Source organism: Luteimonas sp. A478 (assembly GCF_054052025.1).
Window position 1 is genome coordinate 272363 of sequence record NZ_JBSVRF010000001.1, and the last position, 18128, is coordinate 290490.

The 18128-nt window shown below is 67.0% G+C and carries 20 protein-coding genes and 1 pseudogene; 10 read left to right on the forward strand and 11 right to left on the reverse strand.

Features of this window, described 5'->3' with window-relative positions:
* Nucleotides 1-20 precede the first annotated feature (20 nt).
* Nucleotides 21-560: a YaeQ family protein gene (locus tag ACW7G3_RS01340; protein WP_456980714.1), complete on the reverse strand. Its 540-nt coding sequence runs from the start codon at nt 558-560 to the stop codon at nt 21-23.
* Between ACW7G3_RS01340 and ACW7G3_RS01345 the strand changes: the two genes are divergently transcribed.
* The gene (locus tag ACW7G3_RS01345; protein ID WP_456980715.1) at nt 559-711 is read left to right on the forward strand and encodes a hypothetical protein; all 153 of its coding nucleotides are present in this window, start codon (nt 559-561) and stop codon (nt 709-711) included. The two genes, ACW7G3_RS01340 and ACW7G3_RS01345, sit on opposite strands and share 2 nt — an antisense overlap.
* A complete protein-coding gene (locus tag ACW7G3_RS01350) occupies nt 708-1178 on the forward strand; it encodes a DUF1456 family protein (protein ID WP_456980716.1) in 471 nt (156 codons plus the stop codon). The genes ACW7G3_RS01345 and ACW7G3_RS01350 overlap by 4 nt, the downstream gene beginning before the upstream one ends.
* Nucleotides 1179-1205: 27 nt before the next feature.
* On the opposite strand, the gene ACW7G3_RS01355 is transcribed toward ACW7G3_RS01350, so the two are convergent.
* Nucleotides 1206-2465 carry a putative Na+/H+ antiporter gene (locus tag ACW7G3_RS01355; protein ID WP_456980717.1) on the reverse strand — a complete coding sequence of 420 codons (1260 nt, stop codon included), beginning with the start codon at nt 2463-2465 and terminating at the stop codon, nt 1206-1208.
* A 192-nt stretch (nt 2466-2657) separates the two neighbouring features.
* Between ACW7G3_RS01355 and ACW7G3_RS01360 the strand changes: the two genes are divergently transcribed.
* From ACW7G3_RS01360 to ACW7G3_RS01375, 4 genes are all read left to right on the forward strand, one after another.
* Nucleotides 2658-2984, forward strand: a complete 327-nt coding sequence (locus tag ACW7G3_RS01360) for a biotin--protein ligase (RefSeq protein WP_456980718.1) — start codon at nt 2658-2660, stop codon at nt 2982-2984.
* On the forward strand, nt 2981-3760 hold the full coding sequence (locus ACW7G3_RS01365; RefSeq protein ID WP_456980719.1) for a lipoate--protein ligase family protein: 780 nt from the start codon (nt 2981-2983) through the stop codon (nt 3758-3760). The genes ACW7G3_RS01360 and ACW7G3_RS01365 overlap by 4 nt, the downstream gene beginning before the upstream one ends.
* Before the next feature lie 80 nt (nt 3761-3840).
* On the forward strand, nt 3841-4593 hold the full coding sequence (gene gntA / locus ACW7G3_RS01370) for a guanitoxin biosynthesis heme-dependent pre-guanitoxin N-hydroxylase GntA (RefSeq protein ID WP_456981128.1): 753 nt from the start codon (nt 3841-3843) through the stop codon (nt 4591-4593).
* Complete coding sequence (locus ACW7G3_RS01375) at nt 4590-5225, forward strand: DUF1989 domain-containing protein (protein WP_456980720.1); 636 nt, start codon at nt 4590-4592, stop codon at nt 5223-5225. Before gntA ends, ACW7G3_RS01375 begins: the two co-directional genes overlap by 4 nt.
* Here ACW7G3_RS01375 and ACW7G3_RS01380 read toward each other — a convergent pair.
* Nucleotides 5222-6079 (reverse strand): PA4780 family RIO1-like protein kinase, encoded by an 858-nt coding sequence (locus tag ACW7G3_RS01380; RefSeq protein WP_456980721.1) that lies wholly within the window; start codon nt 6077-6079, stop codon nt 5222-5224. The genes ACW7G3_RS01375 and ACW7G3_RS01380 overlap by 4 nt on opposite strands.
* Before the next feature lie 113 nt (nt 6080-6192).
* Between ACW7G3_RS01380 and ACW7G3_RS01385 the strand changes: the two genes are divergently transcribed.
* From ACW7G3_RS01385 to ACW7G3_RS01400, 4 genes are all read left to right on the forward strand, one after another.
* Complete coding sequence (locus ACW7G3_RS01385; RefSeq protein ID WP_456980722.1) at nt 6193-7092, forward strand: pseudouridine synthase; 900 nt, start codon at nt 6193-6195, stop codon at nt 7090-7092.
* Between the two features lie 279 nt (nt 7093-7371).
* Nucleotides 7372-7917 carry a hypothetical protein gene (locus ACW7G3_RS01390; protein WP_456980723.1) on the forward strand — a complete coding sequence of 182 codons (546 nt, stop codon included), beginning with the start codon at nt 7372-7374 and terminating at the stop codon, nt 7915-7917.
* 150 nt (nt 7918-8067) lie between these two features.
* Nucleotides 8068-9552, forward strand: a complete 1485-nt coding sequence (locus tag ACW7G3_RS01395; protein WP_456980724.1) for an MFS transporter — start codon at nt 8068-8070, stop codon at nt 9550-9552.
* A gap of 136 nt (nt 9553-9688) precedes the next feature.
* Complete coding sequence (locus ACW7G3_RS01400; RefSeq protein WP_456980725.1) at nt 9689-10744, forward strand: S66 peptidase family protein; 1056 nt, start codon at nt 9689-9691, stop codon at nt 10742-10744.
* Between the two features lie 3 nt (nt 10745-10747).
* On the opposite strand, the pseudogene ACW7G3_RS01405 reads toward ACW7G3_RS01400, so the two are convergent.
* The 8 genes and pseudogenes from ACW7G3_RS01405 to ACW7G3_RS01440 form a co-directional block, all read right to left on the reverse strand.
* Nucleotides 10748-11341: pseudogene (locus tag ACW7G3_RS01405) on the reverse strand (phospholipase effector Tle1 domain-containing protein); the annotation flags it as partial.
* A 125-nt stretch (nt 11342-11466) separates the two neighbouring features.
* A complete protein-coding gene (locus ACW7G3_RS01410) occupies nt 11467-12534 on the reverse strand; it encodes an alpha/beta fold hydrolase (RefSeq protein ID WP_456980726.1) in 1068 nt (355 codons plus the stop codon).
* A gap of 96 nt (nt 12535-12630) precedes the next feature.
* Nucleotides 12631-13377: an SDR family NAD(P)-dependent oxidoreductase gene (locus tag ACW7G3_RS01415; protein ID WP_456980727.1), complete on the reverse strand. Its 747-nt coding sequence runs from the start codon at nt 13375-13377 to the stop codon at nt 12631-12633.
* Nucleotides 13378-13397: 20 nt separating this feature from the next.
* A complete protein-coding gene (locus ACW7G3_RS01420) occupies nt 13398-14144 on the reverse strand; it encodes an SDR family NAD(P)-dependent oxidoreductase (protein ID WP_456971791.1) in 747 nt (248 codons plus the stop codon).
* A 27-nt stretch (nt 14145-14171) separates the two neighbouring features.
* Complete coding sequence (locus tag ACW7G3_RS01425; protein ID WP_456980728.1) at nt 14172-14639, reverse strand: c-type cytochrome; 468 nt, start codon at nt 14637-14639, stop codon at nt 14172-14174.
* Entirely contained in the window at nt 14636-16282 is a 1647-nt protein-coding gene (locus ACW7G3_RS01430; protein WP_456980729.1) for an FAD-binding oxidoreductase, read from the reverse strand. Before ACW7G3_RS01430 ends, ACW7G3_RS01425 begins: the two co-directional genes overlap by 4 nt.
* Nucleotides 16279-16911, reverse strand: a complete 633-nt coding sequence (locus ACW7G3_RS01435) for a hypothetical protein (RefSeq protein WP_456980730.1) — start codon at nt 16909-16911, stop codon at nt 16279-16281. The genes ACW7G3_RS01430 and ACW7G3_RS01435 overlap by 4 nt, the downstream gene beginning before the upstream one ends.
* A gap of 14 nt (nt 16912-16925) precedes the next feature.
* Complete coding sequence (locus ACW7G3_RS01440; protein ID WP_456980731.1) at nt 16926-18107, reverse strand: thiolase family protein; 1182 nt, start codon at nt 18105-18107, stop codon at nt 16926-16928.
* Nucleotides 18108-18128: the final 21 nt, after the last annotated feature.

Here is an 18128-nt window from a genome sequence, read left to right on the forward strand (position 1 = left end):
TCGATCGCTGCTGCGGGCAGTCAGCCCGTCCGCACCTGGGGCGTCATCGCCACGTTGATCTCACTGCTCATCAGCTGCAGCTCGCCGTCCTGGATCATTGCCGTCAGGCGCATGCTGCGCTCCAGCAGGGCGGTGGCGGCTTCGATATCCGCCGGTGAAAGATCCAGCACGGTGAGGTTCTTCAGCCGTGACAGCGAGGATTCGATTTTCGTCCACCAGATCGCGGCGGAGTTGCCGCTGTAGTTCACCACCACCACCTGGCGCGCACGGGCGCAGGCCTTGCGGATCCGGGTTTCATCGGGCTGGCCCAGATCGATCCAGCGCTCGATCTCGCCGGTGTAGTCGCGCTGCCACAGATCGGCCTCGTCGGTGTCGCTCAGCCCGCGGCCGAACTCCAGCCGTTCATCGGCGTACAGGGCGAAGGCGATCAGCCGCACCATCAGCCGCTCCGGGGTTTCCGACGGATGCTGGGCCAGGGTGAGGTTGTGGCTGGCGTAGTACTGCCGGTCCATGTCGGTGACCTGGAGTTCGGCCTTGTAGATTTTGGAGTTGGGTGCCATGGGCGCGCCGAAAAGGAAAGGCGCAATTGTAGTCGTCGCGGCCCTGGACCATGGCGGCAGGCCGGGATCCGCCGATGGCGGTTTGGTTTGCGGGCGGATGGAAGCGATGATGCACATCCCCAATCCGGCGCCCGGGCGCGAAAAACAATGATCAACAACGACGTACTGCGCAGCATCCGCTACATGCTCGACCTGAGCGACCAGAAGGTGGTGGAGATCGCACACCTCGTGGATCCGGAGCTCACCCTGGACAAGGACGAGGTGCGCGCTTTCCTGCTCAAGGACGAGGAGCCGGGGTATGTGGACTGCAACGATGCGGTGCTGGCGCACTTCCTGGACGGATTGATCGTGCATCTGCGCGGCCGGGATGACAGCCGGCCGGCGCGACCGGTGGAGAAGCGGGTCAGCAACAACGTGGTGCTGAAGAAGCTGCGGGTCGCGTTCGAACTGCACGATGCCGAAATGCACCAGCTGTTCGCCGATGCCGGCTTCCCGCTGTCCAAGCCGGAGCTGTCGGCGCTGTTTCGCAGTCCAAGCCACAAGAATTACCGTGCCTGTGGTGATCAGCTGCTGCGCGCTTTCCTGAAGGGGCTGACGGCGCGCGTGCGCGGGGCCTGAGCCCGGAGCGGGTCGTTCCCGCCGCGCTTACAGCAGCCGGAACGCCGCCATTGCGATGAGCGTGGGCGGCAGCGCAGCGGCCAGCAGGCCGAGCGGGCTGACGGTCTGGTCCTTGAAGTAGCGGCGCACGATCGACATGCCGGCCGGGTTGGGCGCGTTGGCGATCACGGTCAGGCCGCCACCTGCCACGGCGCCGGCCACCAGCATGTACTTGAACTCGTCGCTCAGCCCTTCCACCAGTGAACCGAGGTAGGTGAGCGCGGCGTTGTCGGTGATGGCGGTGAGCGCGGCGGCGCCGTAGAACACGGCGTCGGGGCTCATGTCCAGCAGCAGCGGCTGCAGCCACCATTGCTGCTGGCCGCCGAGGACCACCAGCCCGGCGAGGAAGAAGGCCACCAGCAGGCCTTCGCGCAGGATCAGCCGGTCCTGGTACTGCTTGTAGGCGGTGGCCGTGCCCATGAACAGCAGGAAGACGCCCATGAACATTGCCGGGTGGTGCGCGAATACCACCAGCCCCAGCAGGAACAGTACGTGCAGGGCAACGACCCACATCGGCATGGTTTGGCCGGGGGTGCCGTCTTCGCCGGATGGCAGCTGGCCCAGCTCCTTGCGGAACACGAACACCACCACGGCAGCGTTGATCACCACCGCCAAGGCAGCTTTCCAGCCGAAGTTGACCATCATGAAGGCCAGATCCCAGTTCCACTTGCCGGCCACCATCAGCACCGGCGGCGCTGCGAACGGGGTCAGCACGCCGCCGATCGAGATATTGACGAACAGCGTGCCCAGCAGGGCGTACTTCGCCCTGTCCGAGATGTTCAGCGGGTAGACACGCCTGGCCAGCAGCATCGCGGCCAGGGTCATGGCCGCCGGCTCGGTAATGAACGAGCCCAGCAGCGGCACCAGCGCCAGCACGCTGAAACAGAACTCCAGTCCGTTGCGCCACGGCAGCAGTCGCGCCAGGCCGTCCACCAGCTGGCTGGCCAGCCAGACGATGGGTCGGGTGCCGGCGATCACCATGATCGCGAACACAAACATGGGCTCGGTGAAGTTGCGCGAATTGACGTAAGTGGTGGCTTCCGCCGGCCCCGCCATGGCCATCATGGTCACCACGAACACCATGGCCCAGAACCCGAACACCACCTCCACTTCGGCCAGCAGATGCCAGATGCCCGAGTGGGCCGGCTGGCGCTGGGCAAGGCGCTGGAAGTACTTGGTGCTGAAGGTGTGGATGATCGCCACGGCGAACAGGGCGCTGGCGACGAGCTGGATGTGGGTAGGGTTCAAGGCAGGTGGGATGGTGCGGATTCCGGGCCATCCTAGGCGAAGCGGCCGATGCCGGACACCTGCCATCGGGCAGGGGCGTGGGTTGCCTGTTGCCCATTGGGGCCGCCATGGGCGCGCGGCAGGCCGGGATGCTGAAGGGCGCGAAGCCGGCCGGACGCACCGGGCCGCGGGCGTTGCGGATAAACTGCGCCGATGGACAAGACAGACATGACGGCCCACGGCGAGTACAAGATGCCGGGCGGCAAGCTGGTGGTGGTGGACCTGGTGATCGACGCCGGGCGGATGACTGCGGTGCAGGTGAGCGGGGATTTCTTCCTCGAGCCGCCCGGTGCGCGTGACGCCATTGATGCGGCGCTCGAAGGCCTGCCGGTTGAGGCGGGCCAGGCCGAGCTGACCGAAGCCGTGGAAGCGGCGCTGGGACCGGACACGCAGATGTTCGGGATCACAGCCGAAGGCGTTGCGGTGGCAGTTCGCCGCGCGCTGGGCGACACCGCTGCGGGCACCGGAGGCCAGGCATGAGCCGCACGCAATGGCAGGACCACGATTGGCGCCTGGTGCACATGGAGCCGCAGGCGCCCGCACTGCACATGGCGCTGGACGATGTGATGCTGGACGAAGTGGCCGCCGGCCGCAGCCCACCCACGCTGAGGGTGTGGGAGTGGGGCGCTTCGGCGGTGGTCATGGGCCGGTTCCAGTCGCTGCGCAACGAGGTGGACATGGAAGCCGCGCAACGCTACGGGATCCAGGTGGTACGCCGGATCAGCGGAGGCGGGGCCATGTTCATCGAGCCGGGCAACACCATCACCTATTCGGTGGTGGCACCGGAGTCGCTGGTGCATGGCATGGACTTCGAGCAGGCCTATGCGTACATGGACCAATGGGTGATCGAGGCCCTGGCCGGGCTGGGGGTAAAGGCCTGGTACGTGCCGCTGAACGACATCACCTCGCCCGCGGGCAAGATTGCCGGTGCGGCCCAGGCCAGGCGCCGCGGGACGGTGCTGCACCACGTGACCATGGCCTATGACATCGATGCGGTGAAAATGCTGGACGTGCTGCGCATCGGCCGCGAGAAGCTGTCCGACAAGGGCACCAAGAGCGCGCTCAAGCGCGTGGATCCGCTGCGCAGCCAGACCGGCCTGCCGCGGGCCGAGGTGATCCAGCGGATGATCGAGACGTTTCGCAGCCGTCACGGCGGACTGGAGCAGGCCTCGCTGCACCCGGATGAGATGGGCCGCGCCGTGAAGCTTGCACGGGAAAAGTTCGACACCCCGGAATGGACCGCGCTGCTGCCCTGAAGCTGCGGTTCAGCTCCTACACGCCGGCTTCTCGACGCGGCCCGTACCGTTCTGCTCAACAAATCAGAGCAGGACGTTCAATGGGATCCCTTGCCAGAGCCCGACCACCCGCCGAAACGCATGCATATGCATCTGAAGATGCACCCCCTGCCACCTGTCCGGCGACAGGCGCGCGCGCAACCATGCTGCGCGACTTCATCGCCAATAACGCTTTCCCGTGCGTTGGCGCCAAGACCGCGCTCTCGCGCGACTCAATGCGCATTCGTGAATGCGGACGCCTGGGCGACGCCGGCAATGACGCGCCGCTGCTGGAAGGTCTGGGCGCGTTCACGGGGATGCTGGACAGGGCGGAGCCGGATAAATACACGTTGTATTCCTTCGTGGCCGTGTTTGACGGGCCCACGGATACAGATGAACAGCGCTTCGAAGCCTTGCTGTGGTCGCAGCTGCAGCGGCTGCACGATCTGGATGTGCGTCGGGGTGCCAAGTGGGCCGGGGATGTGAGCAACGATCCGGCGAGCCCGCACTTCAGCCTGAGCCTGGCCGGTCATCCATTCTTCGTGATCGGCCTGCATCCGGGTGCGTCGCGGCAGGCCCGCCGTTTCGGCTTCCCGGCGCTGGTGTTCAACTCGCACCGGCAATTCACCCGACTGCGTGCCGATGGTCGCTACGCCAGGATGCAGACGGCGATCCGCAAGCGTGACACCGCGCTGCAGGGCTCGATCAATCCCAACCTGGCCGACTTCGGCCAGGCCAGCGAGGCGCTGCAGTACAGTGGCCGGGCGGTTGAACAGGGTTGGCAGTGCCCGCTGCGGGTAAGGAAGACGCAATGAAGCAGACGGTGGTTGAACGCATTGACCCGTGCTCCGGCCGCGCGGTGGAGCTGGAGGCCGGCGACGAGCTGGTGGTGATCGATCCGATGGGCCAGCAGGTGAGTGATCTCACCGCGTTCGCGCGCGACGACCTGGCCGAATACCTTTCCTCCGGGCGCTCGATCGACTACGCGTCGAAGCTGTGGCTGACCACCGGCGACGTGCTGTATTCCAACCGCAGCCGGCCGATGTTCACCATCCTGGAGGACACCTGCGGTCGCCACGACTTCACCCTGACGCCGTGCTCGAAGCGGATGTTCGAGCTGCTCTACGACGAGAAGGAAGGGCGTCCCGGCTGCGAGGGCAACCTGGCTGCAGCGCTGGCGCCCTGGGGCATCGGCCCGGACCGGGTGCCGATCGCGTTCAACATCTTCATGCACGTCACCGTGGATGGCGAGACCGGGCAGATCGCGGTGCGGCCCCCGATGAGCAAGCCCGGGGATTTCGTGCGGCTGCGCGCGGAGATGCCGATGGTGGTGGCCATGACGGCATGTTCGGCCGGTCAGTCCAACAATTTCAGCTACAAGCCGATCGACTTCTTCGTCGAGCGTCGCGGCGGTGCCATCGCTGATGACCGCCCCGGCGAACGCTAGTCTTCTTCCAGCGCTGCCTCGCGGCCCTGCTGGCGGATCAGGGCCAGCTCGCGCGCATCGTTGATCGCGTCGCGTACGCCGTCCAGGTCAATGGTGCTCTCGTCGAAGGTAAAGCGGCCGGTCAGGGGTGTATCCGGTTGCAGCTGGCCGGCCTCGAACAGCGCCCACATCTCTTCGCCATACCAGGTGTCGAGCAGATCGGGTGCCCAGCGGCCGAGGCTGGCCGTGAGATTGTTGACATCGCGCAGCAGCATCGTGCGGGCGGAGTTGTTGCCGGCGGCGTTGACCACCTGCGGGAAATCGATCAGCACCGGCCCGTCGGGATCGACCAGGATGTTGTACTCGGACAGGTCGCCGTGGATCAGCCCGCAGCACAGCATCTGCACCACCTGGCGCACCAGCACGGCATGGAATTCGCGGGCCTGCTCTTCGCCCAGGTCCACTTCTCCCAGGCGCGGGGCGGGGAATCCCCCAGCGTCGCTGACCAGCTCCATCAGCAGCACGCCGTGGAAGAACCCGTGTGGCTCCGGCACGCGTACGCCGGCGTCGCGCAGCTGATAGAGGGCGTCTACCTCGGCGTTCTTCCATTCCGCTTCCTGCTGGCGGCGGCCGTAGCGGCTGCCACTGGCCACGGCGCGGGTCTCGCGGCTGCCGCGTGACTTGCGGCCTTCCTGATACTGCGCACGCTTCTGGAAGCTGCGCTGCGCCATGTCCTTGTACACCTTGGCGCAGCGGACCTCGCCGCCGGAGTGCACCAGGTACACCGCGGCTTCCTTGCCACTCTTGAGCGGGCGGATGACTTCATCGATGACGCCTTCTTCGATCAGCGTCAGCAGGCTTGCTGGAGTTCTCACGGGGTCCCCGAAGTGGGTCGCGGCGGGCACGGCCCAGCGACGGACGCACAGTCTGGACGAAACGGGCGCCGGGCGCGCGACGGGGCGCATGTCGCAGGGATAAGCTGTTCAGCGTGAAGTCCGCCCCACGTCCCATCTTCGACGGTGTTCCTGCCAGCCGGTTCCAGCTGCCACCCGGGCCGTGGGCCACCGTGTTTGATGCTCTGTGTGCGCACTTTCCCAGGGTCGCACCGGAGACCTGGCGCGACCGTTTTGCACGGGGCCGGGTGCTGGATGCGGAAGGCCGCGCGCTGGAGATTGGCGCCCGCTACCGGGTGGGGGCAGTGATCCACTATTTCCGCGAAGTGGAGAACGAGCCGCCCGTTCCCTTCGCCGAGACCGTAGTCCATGCCGATGCGCACCTGGTGGTGGCGATGAAGCCCCATTTCCTGCCGGTGGCGCCCACCGGCGCCTGGGTGCGGGAAACATTGCTGACCCGGCTGGTAGAGCGTTTCGACAACCACGCCCTGGTGCCGCTGCACCGGATCGACCGCGACACCGCGGGGCTGGTGATGTTTTCGGCCAACCCTGAAACGCGGTCGCTGTACCAGGGGCTGTTCCGCGAAAGACGCGTGCACCGGGAGTACCTGGCCGTGGCACCGCCGTTGCCCGGACTGGAATTTCCGTACGTGCACCGCAGCCGGCTGGAGCGAGGCGAGCCGTTTTTCCGTGTGTGCGAAGTGCCGGGGGCGGCAAACAGCGAGACCGTGGTCGACGTGCTGGAGCGGGGGCCGCAGGCCTGGACCTATCGCCTGCAGCCGGTGACCGGTCGCAAGCACCAGCTGCGCGTGCACATGGCGGCGTTGGGGGCGCCGATCCTCAACGACCGGTTCTATCCGGTGCTGCAGGAAGAGGGTGCGGATGACCATGCCCGGCCGCTGCAGCTGTTCGCCCGTTTGCTGGCCTTTGATGACCCGCTGACCGGCGAGGCGAGGACGTTCTCGGCGCTGCCCGGGTTCAACGCCACATCCTGAATCAGACCGGGGCGAAAGGCTTGGCCTGCTTCTTCTCGCGCTTGTCGGCCTTCTTCTCTTTCATGGACTTGGCCGGTTTCTTCTTCTGATCCTTTTTCTGGTTCAGGCTCTTGCTCATTGGAACCTCCCGCGCGCCAGAGGCGCTGAACTGCGAATGCAGTTGCTGTGCAGCAGTATGCGCTTGTTTCCCTCGCACGGCACTGGCAGCAGCCTATGGCCGGGGCGTAATCTCGGCGTGCAGCGGCCCGATCCCAGGGCCGGTCATCGATGGTGATCGCGATGGATGCTGGTCCTCTCTCGCCACTTCCCCCGGGCCGGGTCCGCCTGGCTCCATGGCTCTGGCTGGGGGCGAGCGGCCTGCTGCTGGTGCCGGCCGCTGCGATGCTGCTGGATGCCCCCGGGGTCCACTGGACCGCCATGGATTTCATCGTCATGGGGTTGTTGCTCGGCACGGCCTGCGCGCTGTACGAGCTCGGTCGCTGGCTCAGCGGTGACGTGGCTTACCGGGCCGGCTTCGGGTTGGCCGTGTTGACCGGCCTGCTGACGGTATGGGTCAACCTGGCGGTGGGCATGCTGGGCGATGAAGGCACTCCGGCCAACCTGATGTTTGCCGGCGTGCTGGCGGTCGCCGCGGCAGGTGTGCTGTTGGCGCGGTTCCGGGCGGCGGGCATGGCGCGGGCGATGTTGGCGGCCGGTATCGCCCAGCTGGCGGCGGTGGCGATCGCGTTGGCGCTGGGTGGGTTCAATGGCCGCGAGCTGGTGCTGCCGGCCTGTTTTGCACTGCCGTGGCTGGTGTCGGCGGCGCTGTTCGCCAGGGCCCGCTGAGGCCGGCGAATCAATTGGCATATCCACGCCCCCGTGATGCTTTGCGCGGGTATGCTCGGCTGGTCTGGACCGGTTGCGGTTCCATGCCAGCCGGTCTGCCGATTTCCATCCAGATGGGGAGCGCACGATGAATCCGCTGGCTGACTGCGCATGAGCGCCTTTGCCGCGCCCATGTACGGCCCGGCGCCGGCGCCGCTGGTGGGCGACGATCGCCTGTTGACGGGGCTGGTACTGGGGGTGATGTCGTTCTGGCTGTTCGCCCAGACGGTGCTCAACATCGCACCGGTGCTGCAGGCCGACCTGGGCTTGGCCACCGGCACGATGAACATTTCGGTCGCGCTGACGTCGCTGTTCGCGGGGATCTTCGTGGTGGTGATGGGCGGGCTGGCCGACCGGGTGGGGCGGGTGCGGATCACGCGCATCGGCTTTGGGCTGGGCATCGCCGGCTCGCTGATGGTGGCGCTGACGCCGGCCGGCTCCCTGGCCGCACCGGTGCTGCTGGGCGGGCGGGCGCTGCAGGGGCTGTCGGCCGCTTGCATCATGCCGGCCAGCCTGGCGCTGCTGAAGGCCGGCTGGGACGGCGCCGGGCGCCAGCGGGCGATATCGATGTGGTCCATCGGCACCTGGGGCGGTGCCGGGCTGTGCTCGCTGGTAGGCGGGCTGATGGCGGAGAACTTCGGCTGGCGCTCGATCTTCTGGATGGCGGTGCTGGTGAGCGTGGCCGGGTTGTGGCTGCTGCGCGGCACGCCGGAAAGTCGGGCGCCGGTCCGGAAGGACTGGAAGTTCGACCTGCCGGGAGTGCTGGCCTTCATGGTGGCGCTGTTGGCGCTGCAGGTGCTGGTGATCCAGGGCAGCGCGCTGGGCTGGGCATCGCCGGCTGCGCTGGGCCTGATGGCGGCGGGGGGCGTGGCGGGCGCGGTGTTTTTTGTGGTGGAGCGCCGCTCGCAGCATGCGTTTGTTGATTTCGACCTGTTCCGCAACCGCACCTACACCGGTGCAACGCTGTCGAATTTCCTGGTCAACGGGGCGGCGGGCACGCTGGTGGTTTCACTGCAGCTGGTGCAGAGGGGCGGTGGCATGGATGCGCAGCAGGCCGGCCTGCTGACGTTGGGCTATGCGGCGGCGATCATCGGCTTCATCCGTGTGGGCGAGAAGCTGCTGCAGCGTTTCGGCCCGCGCCGGCCAATGCTGTGGGGCTGTTCGATCACCGCGCTGGGGATCGTGCTGCTGATGCCGACCCAGCTGTATCTGCAGCATTACCGGGGACTGGCGCTGGTGGGTTTCACCCTGTTCGGCCTGGGGCTGGCGTTCTATGCCACGCCGTCCACCGATGCGGCGATGTCCAACCTGCCACCCGAGCAGGGCGGGGCAGGCGCGGGGATCTACAAGATGGCGTCCTCGCTGGGGGCGGCGTTCGGAGTGGCGATTTCCGCAGCTGTCTTCACCGCGCTGTCGGGCGATGGTGGCGGAGTGCCCTGGCTGCAGGCGCTGACCACGTTCGCCGGACGCCAGGACAACCTCGCCCTGCGCGAGGCCGCGTTCGTCGCCCTGGCCTGCAACCTGGCCATGGTTCTGGCGGCGATCGTGGCGATCATGCTGACCATTCCTGCCGGCAGGCGACGGGCGGGCGGATAGCGTGGCGCAGGCGGCGGTGCGGATTGGCTGCGCGGGCTGGTCGATCCCGTCACGGTTGCCGGCGTTGCTGGACCGGCGCGTTGTTGATGCCGGCGCCGATTGCTAGGCTGCGTGATCGACTTTCAGGGGGTTGTGGATGGACAGGCGTCAGTTCATTGGGCGTGCGGCGATTGCGGCATTGCTGCCAGCGCTGGGCACGGGAGGAATGGCGGCAGCACAAGGCACGCCATCGGTGCCCGGCGGCGGGCGATTGTTGCCGGTGGCGCTCAATCCCGGGGACACGGTCGGGCTGGTGAGCCCTTCGTCGGCGGTGGACGATTCATTCAATCTGCAGCTGGCCCAGGAGGTGTTGGAGGCGCTGGGGTTCCGGGTCAAGACCGGCCGCCACTATGGCGACCGGCGCGGGCATCTGGCGGGGCTGGATGCTGGGCGCGCGGACGACATCAACACCATGTTCGCCGATCGCGAGGTCAGGGCAGTGGTATGCGTACGCGGCGGCTCAGGCGGAGCACGCCTGCTGCCGCTGCTGGACTACGACGTGATCCGTGCCAATCCCAAGGCGCTGCTGGGCTACTCAGACGTGACTGCATTGCACTGCGCGATCCAGGCGCAGACCGGGCTGGTGACCTTCCACGGCCCGAACGGGTCGGGCAGCTGGAACCGTTTCAACGCGGACCAGTTCCGGCGGCTGTTCTTCGATCGCGAGCTGATGCAGTACCGCAACGTTGATGATCCGGGCGACGAGCTGGTGCAGCGCCGCAACCGGACCGTCACCATCGCCGGTGGCAAGGCGCGCGGCCAGCTGGTTGGCGGCAACCTGACCGTACTGACCGCGTTGGCAGGCTCGCCGTACATGCCGGACTTCGACGGCAAAATCCTGTTCCTGGAGGACGTGTCGGAAGCGCCCTACCGGGTGGACCGCATGTTCAGCACATTGAAGCTGATGGGTGCGCTGGACCGGATCGCCGGCTTCATTTTCGGAGAGTGCACCGACTGCACTCCCGGGCGCGGACACGGTTCGCTGACGCTGGAGCAGATCCTCGATGACCACATCCGGCCGCTGGGCATTCCCGCTTATCGCGGCGCGATGATCGGTCACATCCGTCAGCAGTTCATCGTGCCGGTGGGTGGGATGGCGGAGATGGACGCCGATGCCGGTACATTCCGTCTGCTGGAACAGGTGTTCCAGTGATGGCTAGGGGTGGCCTGCACGCGGGTCGTTCACCAGCTTGAAGTAGTCGCGCAGGTTTTTCGGCCGGTATGACGGATCCGCGTCCCAGCGCTGCAGCACGCTGGAATGCAGCGACTGGGTGGGATCGGTCTGGATGGTGTCCTCGTCAGGCTGGGTATCCGTGCGCGCGGCCAGGCCGATGACGCGGTCGTTGCCGGCGGTCAGGCGGAACTGCACAGGGCCGTCGTCATCGGGGTGGCGGTCATCGCCATACAGGGACACCGCTTCGGAGTAGCGGTCGGCCGCGTCCATGGACAGGATGCCGCACTTGCGGACCATGCCGGCCAGGCTGCGCGCGGTATAGGCGCCGCGGCTGAAGCCGAACAGGAAGATCTCGTCGTCCGGCTCGTAGTTGAGCATCAGGAACCGGTACGCGGAATAAAGGTTGTCATCCAGCCCCTTGCCGAAGGCGCCGCCGGTGAGCTTGTCGAGCGAGCCGCCGGTGCCCACGCCCTGGCCGTAGCTGGTGATCTGCGGGATGTGACCGTCGCGGCGGAGGGTGCGGACCGCCAGTTTCACCACGTTGGTAGGGCAGGCACCGCCTTCGGAGGCCTGGTCGGCGCTGTTCCATCACAGAAAATGACGATCCGTTTCATCGGCTTGCTTCCGGCGTCTGGTTCGCCGGAGATTACGTGGTCCGGCGGATCAACAGGCCAGCGGGGAAGCGCGGATGCTGCGAAGGCTCAGCGCACGGATGCGGTTCGCGTTGCCGCCTGGCAGTGCGGTTGTTCGAACCAGTCCAGTACGGCGGGTGCCAGGGCGTCGAGCTGCATCGGCAGGCTGAGGTGGTCTTCGCCCGGCAGCTCGAGATAGCGGGCGTGCGGAGCCGAGGCGGCCAGGGTGCGCCCGTGTTCGACCGGGACGTGACGATCAGCATCGCCATGCACCAGCAGCGGGCAGGGGACGTTGGCGAGCGCGGCAACGACGCTGACTCCGCCCAGTGGCAGATCGAGCGTGGTGCCGGCCTGCAGGATGGCCGCGTCGAGGGCGGCATCGTTCAACTGCCACTTCATCCACTGCCGGGTGATCCAGGCGGAGGGAGGGGCAGGCGCGTCGGTGAGCATGTACGGCACCATGTCGCGGATGGCCTCGTCGGCCACGGCGAACGACTCCATGGCAACCACGCTATCGGCACCGATCTGCGGGTTGGCGCCGGCGAAGAGCGCGGTGGCGGCGCCATACGACACGCCCAGCAGGTGCAGCGGACCGACGATTTCACCGCGCTGGCGCAATGCGGCCACCACGTCGGCCACGTCGTCCGCCTCACGCGTTCCGTAACCCGAAGGCGCCTGGCCCGACCGGCCGTGATTGCGCAGGTCGATGGCGACCGTGCGGTAGCCGGCTTCGCCCAGGCGCAGTGCCCAAGGGAGCATCGAGTCGCCGTGCATCATCCAGCCGTGCAGCAGCACCACGGTGCCGCGTGGCGTTGCTGCGGGCGAGGTGGGGACGTCGAAGTCGAGGGTGGGAAAGGTGTCGGCGACGGTGTCGCCCTCCGGCCATGACAGCTGCAGGTCATAGGCGCCGGGGTCGATCACGCGCCAGAACATGTCAACGCCGTCGCGGTTGGTGACGTACCCCTCGCGGTCCGGCAGGCGCCCGAGCGCAGCGTCGATCGGCCCGGGTGGCAGCAGCGGCGACGTGCCGCCCGGCGCGACCAGCTGTGTGGCGAGCGCGGCGGACGTTCCCGGCCAGGAGGAAAAACCAGCCGCCAGGAGGCAGGCGGCGAGCACGATGATGATACGAAGCAGCATGGGCACATCGAAGCAAGGTGGCCCTTCAGACTAGTGTTGCGACGGGCGGCCCTCTACCTTGCCCGTATGACAGGGTGATGACAGTTATGGCGCCATTCAGCGCGCCAGCACGCCGCCGTCGATGGGGTAGTAGCCGCCGGTGATGAAGCTCGAGCGCGGGCTGGCCAGGAACAGCACCAGTTCGGCCACTTCTTCCACCTCGCCCAGGCGGCCCATGGGCGGCACGTTGGCGAGCTCGCGGCGCTGCTCCTCGGGCACGTAGTCGATCAGGTCGGTGTTGATGTAGGTGGGGCCAACCGCGTTGGCGCGGATGCCCTGGGTGGCGTATTCCAGCGCGATGTTCTTGGTCAGGCCGACCACGCCGTGCTTGGCCGCGGTGTAGGGCGAGAGGCCGGCCACGCCGGCCGCGCCGGCAACGCTGGCCATGTTGACCATCACCCCGCCGCCGTTTTCCAGCATGGCCGGGATCTGCAGCCGCGCGCCGTAGAAGATGCCCGACAGGTTGATGCGGATCACCCGGTCCCAGACCTCGATCGGCTGTTCGGCGGTCGGCAGGAACTCGTGGCTGATACCGGCATTGTTGACGGCGATGTCCAGCCGGCCGAACTCTTCAATGGTGCGGGCGATCAGCCCGGCGTGGTACTCGGGGTCGGACACGTCGCCGGGAAAGAAGATGGCCTTGCCACCCGCGGCGCGGATGGCCTCCAGCGTCTGGTTTCCGCCCTTTTCGTCGATGTCTGCAATGACGATATTGGCGCCTTCCTGCGCCAGCTTGAGGGCGATGCCGCGGCCCAGGCCGGAGCCCGAACCGGTGACGATCGCGGGTTTGTCTTTCAGGATCATGGATTCCTCCAGAGGCAGGCTCAGCGTGCGAGCATGCCGCCGTCAACGGGGTAGTAGGCGCCGGTGATAAAGCTCGAGTTCGGGCTGGCGAGGAACAGGACCAGTTCAGCGACTTCCTCCACTTCACCCAACCGGCCCATGGCATGTACCTCTTCCAGGGTGGCGCGCTGCTCGGCGGGGACGAAGTCGATCAGCTCGGTCTTGATGAAGCCCGGTCCGACCGCGTTGGCACGGATGCCCTGCGTCGCGTAGTCCACGGCAATGTTCTTGGTCAGGCCGACCACGCCGTGCTTGGCGGCGGTGTAGGGAGACAGGCCGGGGAAGCCGATCGCGCCGGCAATGCTGGACATGTTCACCAGCACGCCGCCGCCGCTTTCGAGCATCGCCGGGATCTGCACCCTGGCGCCGTAGAACACGCCCGACAGGTTGATGCGGATCACCCGGTCCCAGACCTCGATCGGCTGTTCGGCGACCGGGAGGAACTCGTGGCTGATGCCGGCGTTGTTGACCGCGATGTCCAGGCGGCCGTAAGCCTCCTTGGTGCGGGCGATCAGATCGACGTGGTATTCGGGATCGGACACGTCGCCCACCACCAGGGTGGCCTTGCCGCCGGCTGCAGTGATGGCCTCAAGGGTTTGGTTGCCACCCTTGTCGTCAATGTCTGCGATGACGATGTTGGCGCCTTCCTGCGCCAGCTTGAGGGCGATGCCGCGGCCCAGGCCGGAGCCTGCGCCGGTGACGATTGCGGTTTTGTCTTTCAGGATCATTATTTACTCCTGTTGCCCTGCGGCCGCTTATTCGGATGGGTTGTGCGAGAGGTAGGCGCCGATGGCGGCCAACTCCTCGTCGTTGATCTCGGTCTTGCGGAAGAACGGCATCACCGAGATGCCGTTGCGGACGATGATCGCGACGAATTCCGGCGTGAGGTTGGTGCGGTCCTCGAGTGTGCCGGGCATTGCGTCGCCATAGCGCGCTTCCAGAGCCTGCGTGCCCGGATGTCCTGGACCGCGGGCGTGGCAGGCCGCGCACCAGTACTCGTACAGCTGCTGGCCCCCGCGGAGGTGCTCGGGAACCTGCTTGGCAGGAGGTGCCGGTTGGGAACCGGCGGCGGTGGCGACGGCAGCAGGGGCGATGTCGGTCTTGGGTGTGCCGGGTGCCGCTGCCTCCGGCTGCGGCGCGTTGGCTGTGTCACTGTCCGCACACGCGGCCAGGGAAAGCATCGCCGCCAACAACAGCGTTCGGGTGACCATAGGCGTCCTCATTTCGCGCCCTCCCGATAGCGGCGCGGCCAGATCCCGCCCCGGCCGGGCGCGATGATGCCCTCCGGGTCGGCCGCGTCCTTCAGCTGTTCCTGGAAGCGCAGCAGCATGTTGTTGTTGTAAGAGTAGGTCCCGGCCACCGCGTCCTGGAACACCGGCGCGGTGCGGTACTCGGTCCACCCCTGGTCGGCGGCAATGCGGATCAGGTCGTAGAAGTCCTGCACGGCCTTGCTGTTGTGGGCCTTGTCCGAGCGCGAGACGAACACCGGGAATAGATACACATAGGTGCGGTACTGCCAGGTCTGCGGCACGTTGGTGACCCCGATGGGCGCCGAGGTGATCTTCAGTTCCTGTGCGGCTTTGCGGAAGACTTCGTGGGCGCGTATGAAGGACTCGCCGGAGCGGGCAATGATGGGGGAGAACCACACATGGCCATCACCAGGCTCGGGCATCGCGTCGGAGCGGGCGCCGATCGAAAAGATGGACATGTCGGGCACGCCGATCGCCACCTTGTGCCGGACACCGGACGTGGCCGCCTCGTTGCGCAGCGGATCCGCGTAGCTTTCGATTTGCTCGAACTGCACGCCGGGGATGTCGCCAAACAGCTTTTGCGCGTAGGCCCAGCTGGCCTCGACGGTGTCCTTCGGCCCATAGAAGTTGAGCAGGACATTCCAGTATTCGAGCCCGTGCTTGTCGGCGTAGGCCTCGTATTCCTCCACGCTGGCCCCGCCCGGCTGGGTGACCAGTTCCATCAGCTCGGGCGTGGGCTTGTAGACCTCCGGCTCGATCTGCATGCACAGCGGATCCATGGGACAGCTGTAGCGCGGATGGCCGATCAGGCCCTGGTCCTCCATGCGGTTGACGCCATCGATCAGCGGGATCAGGTCGCGGTATCGGGGCACCTTGACCATGGTGCATAGGTAATGGTCGGGCGCCGGCTGCATCCAGAAGCCCATCTTCGTGACGATGCCGAAGTTCGCCTGGGCAAACAGGCCGTCGACGTAGGCGCCGAAGCCGTACTTGTTCTCGCCCCAGGTCTCTGCCCCGGGAACCGCGGCCATGCCGGTGCGCATGATCTCGCCGTCGGGCAACACCACTTCCATGCCGCAGTGCGAGCCGAAGTGGTCGCGGTAGTTCATCCATGTGTAGCCGACGCCGTGGTCGAGCGCGTTGCCGAGCGGGCTGCCCCAGCCCGGGTCGGGCACGTCCATCATCAGCCGCTTGCCGTGCTCCTGGATGTGCTTGTACAGGTCGAAGTACGACACGCCCGGCTCGACGATGCAGAAGTTCCTGCGGTCGTCGACCTCGATGACGCGGTTCATGCGCTTGAGGTCGACGATGAAGGTGCCGGTCATGTTGGGCGCCGAACCGCCGTAGCCAAGGTTCTTGCCGGTGGAAATGGGGAACAACGGCAGCTTGTATCGATTGGCGATGCGCACCACGGCCTGCACTTCTTCGGTCGAGGCAGGCGCAACGGCACCGGATGGCACCGGTTCGCTCTCCTCGTCCCAAACGGGCGAGTAGGCGTCGCGATACAGCGCGATGTCCTCGTCGCTGGTAAATACCCACTCCTCGCCGACAATCTTGCGGAACTCTGCGATGGCGGCGTCGAAGTCGGCCTGGCTGACGTCAGGGGGAAGTTTCATGTGGTGGATCCTTGTTTGAATGCAGGGCGGGGCGCCATGACCCAGGCATGCAGGGAGGCCGCGTCGGCGCGCCTGTTCGCGGTGGTGGTGCTCTGCAGGCGAACGGTCCCTGGACGGCCTCCATTGGCCGGGCAGCGGACCATGGCGTGGGCCATGCAGGCGCCGTAGTCGGCGCCGTGGGCCACGCCTGCATCGAAGGCGTGCAGGATGTCTTCGGCGCCCTGCAGCGAGTGGGTGACGGTGCCGCGCCCGTCGGGATGATGCTCACTGCGGAACACCACCCGCAGCCCGTGGTCGCGTGCCGACTGTTCCAGCAGCAGCAGCGGGGTAAGGCTGGTGAGCCCGCCGATGGCCCGCGGCGCGGTGCGCCACAACTGCAGCAGCTGCTGCCAGACGGGGGTGATGTCGTGGCCGATGCCAAGGGTGGGAAGGCCGAGGCGCACCGCAGCCGACGCGAAGCTGGCGCTGTGCGTGCGCGAGGGTTCAAACAGCACGGTTTCCAGCCTGAGCCGGGTGCCGCCCGGGCCCAGCATGGCAGCCAGGCCCGGGCCGCCGGTCAGTGCGCCGGCGGCGGTGGCGAGGCCGGCGGTGGCCAGCGAGCCCTGCAGGAATTGGCGGCGGGTGGTCACGAGGCGGGCTCCGGTCAAGCCACTGATTCGAAGGCTACGGCCACGGCCTCGCCACCGCCGATGCACAGGGTGGCGATGCCGCGTTTGGCCTTGCGGTCCTGCATGGCGTGGACAAGGGTGGCGGTAATGCGCGCGCCGCTGGCGCCGATCGGATGGCCGATTGCCAAGGTGCCGCCGTTGACGTTGATCTTCTCCGCCGGCACGCCCAGGTCCTTCATGACCGCCATCGGCACCGCGGCCATGGCTTCGTTGATCTCGAACAGGTCCACGTCGTCCACCTTCCAGCCGGTCTTCTGCAGAAGCTTGCGCAGCGCGCCCACGGGGGCGGTGGTGAACCGTTCGGGCTCCTGGGAGTGGGTAGCGTGCGCCACCACCCGTACCAGGGGCGTGACGCCCAGGCGTTTCACTGCAGCCGCGCTCATCAGCACCGTGGCGGCCGCACCGTCGCAGAAGCGCGAGGCGCTGGCGGCGGTGATGCTGCCGTCGGGACTGAAGGCGGGCCTGAGCGAGGACAGCTTGTCCAGGTCGATGCTGGCAGGCATTTCATCGGTGTCGATTACACGCGGCTCGCCCTTGCGGTCGGTGTACTCGACCGGAGTGAGTTCGGCTTGCAGCCGGCCGGCCTGGGCGGCTTCGCGGGTGCGCAGCACGGTGCCGCGGGCGTACTCGTCCTGCTGCTCGCGGGTGAAGCCGTACTCGTCGGCGGTCGCCTGGGAGAAGGTGCCCAGCACGCGGCCGTCGGGGTTGTTCAGGCCGTCGCGCATCAGGTGATCGACCAGGCCGGCATCACCCAAACGCACGCCGCCACGGACCTGTGCCAGATGTGGCGCCAGGGTCATGTTCTCCATGCCGCCGGCCACCACCACGTCCGCCGAGCCGGCAAGGATGCCGTCGCGGGCGATCATGATGGCCTTCAGACCGGAGCCGCAGACCTTGTTGATGGTGGTGGCACCGGCCTTGAGGGGGATGCCCGCGGCCATGGCCGCCTGCCGTGCGGGCGCCTGGCCTTCGCCGGCGGTGAGCACGTTGCCCATGTAGACCTCGTCCACTTCGCCCGGATCGAGCTTGATCGCGTCCAGCGCGGCACGGATTGCGGTTGCGCCCAGTTCAACGGTGGGGACATGCGAAAACTGCCCGAGCAGCGACCCGATCGGGGTGCGCTTGGCGGATACCAGAAAGACTTCGTTGGGTGACATGCGACTCTCCTGCTGTGTGGC

Excerpts from the sequence above, each read along its gene's own strand:
- ACW7G3_RS01390 (WP_456980723.1), top strand. The coding sequence starts at position 7,372 with ATGGATGCTGGTCCTCTCTCGCCACTTCCCCCGGGCCGGGTCCGCCTG.
- ACW7G3_RS01440 (WP_456980731.1), bottom strand. The coding sequence starts at position 18,107 with ATGTCACCCAACGAAGTCTTTCTGGTATCCGCCAAGCGCACCCCGATC.
- ACW7G3_RS01360 (WP_456980718.1), top strand. The coding sequence starts at position 2,658 with ATGGACAAGACAGACATGACGGCCCACGGCGAGTACAAGATGCCGGGC.
- ACW7G3_RS01375 (WP_456980720.1), top strand. The coding sequence starts at position 4,590 with ATGAAGCAGACGGTGGTTGAACGCATTGACCCGTGCTCCGGCCGCGCG.
- ACW7G3_RS01410 (WP_456980726.1), bottom strand. The coding sequence starts at position 12,534 with ATGCTGCTTCGTATCATCATCGTGCTCGCCGCCTGCCTCCTGGCGGCT.
- ACW7G3_RS01420 (WP_456971791.1), bottom strand. The coding sequence starts at position 14,144 with ATGATCCTGAAAGACAAAACCGCAATCGTCACCGGCGCAGGCTCCGGC.
- ACW7G3_RS01425 (WP_456980728.1), bottom strand. The coding sequence starts at position 14,639 with ATGAGGACGCCTATGGTCACCCGAACGCTGTTGTTGGCGGCGATGCTT.
- ACW7G3_RS01345 (WP_456980715.1), top strand. The coding sequence starts at position 559 with ATGGGCGCGCCGAAAAGGAAAGGCGCAATTGTAGTCGTCGCGGCCCTG.
- ACW7G3_RS01395 (WP_456980724.1), top strand. The coding sequence starts at position 8,068 with ATGAGCGCCTTTGCCGCGCCCATGTACGGCCCGGCGCCGGCGCCGCTG.
- ACW7G3_RS01340 (WP_456980714.1), bottom strand. The coding sequence starts at position 560 with ATGGCACCCAACTCCAAAATCTACAAGGCCGAACTCCAGGTCACCGAC.
- gntA (WP_456981128.1), top strand. The coding sequence starts at position 3,841 with ATGGGATCCCTTGCCAGAGCCCGACCACCCGCCGAAACGCATGCATAT.
- ACW7G3_RS01415 (WP_456980727.1), bottom strand. The coding sequence starts at position 13,377 with ATGATCCTGAAAGACAAACCCGCGATCGTCACCGGTTCGGGCTCCGGC.
- ACW7G3_RS01365 (WP_456980719.1), top strand. The coding sequence starts at position 2,981 with ATGAGCCGCACGCAATGGCAGGACCACGATTGGCGCCTGGTGCACATG.
- ACW7G3_RS01350 (WP_456980716.1), top strand. The coding sequence starts at position 708 with ATGATCAACAACGACGTACTGCGCAGCATCCGCTACATGCTCGACCTG.
- ACW7G3_RS01400 (WP_456980725.1), top strand. The coding sequence starts at position 9,689 with ATGGACAGGCGTCAGTTCATTGGGCGTGCGGCGATTGCGGCATTGCTG.
- ACW7G3_RS01430 (WP_456980729.1), bottom strand. The coding sequence starts at position 16,282 with ATGAAACTTCCCCCTGACGTCAGCCAGGCCGACTTCGACGCCGCCATC.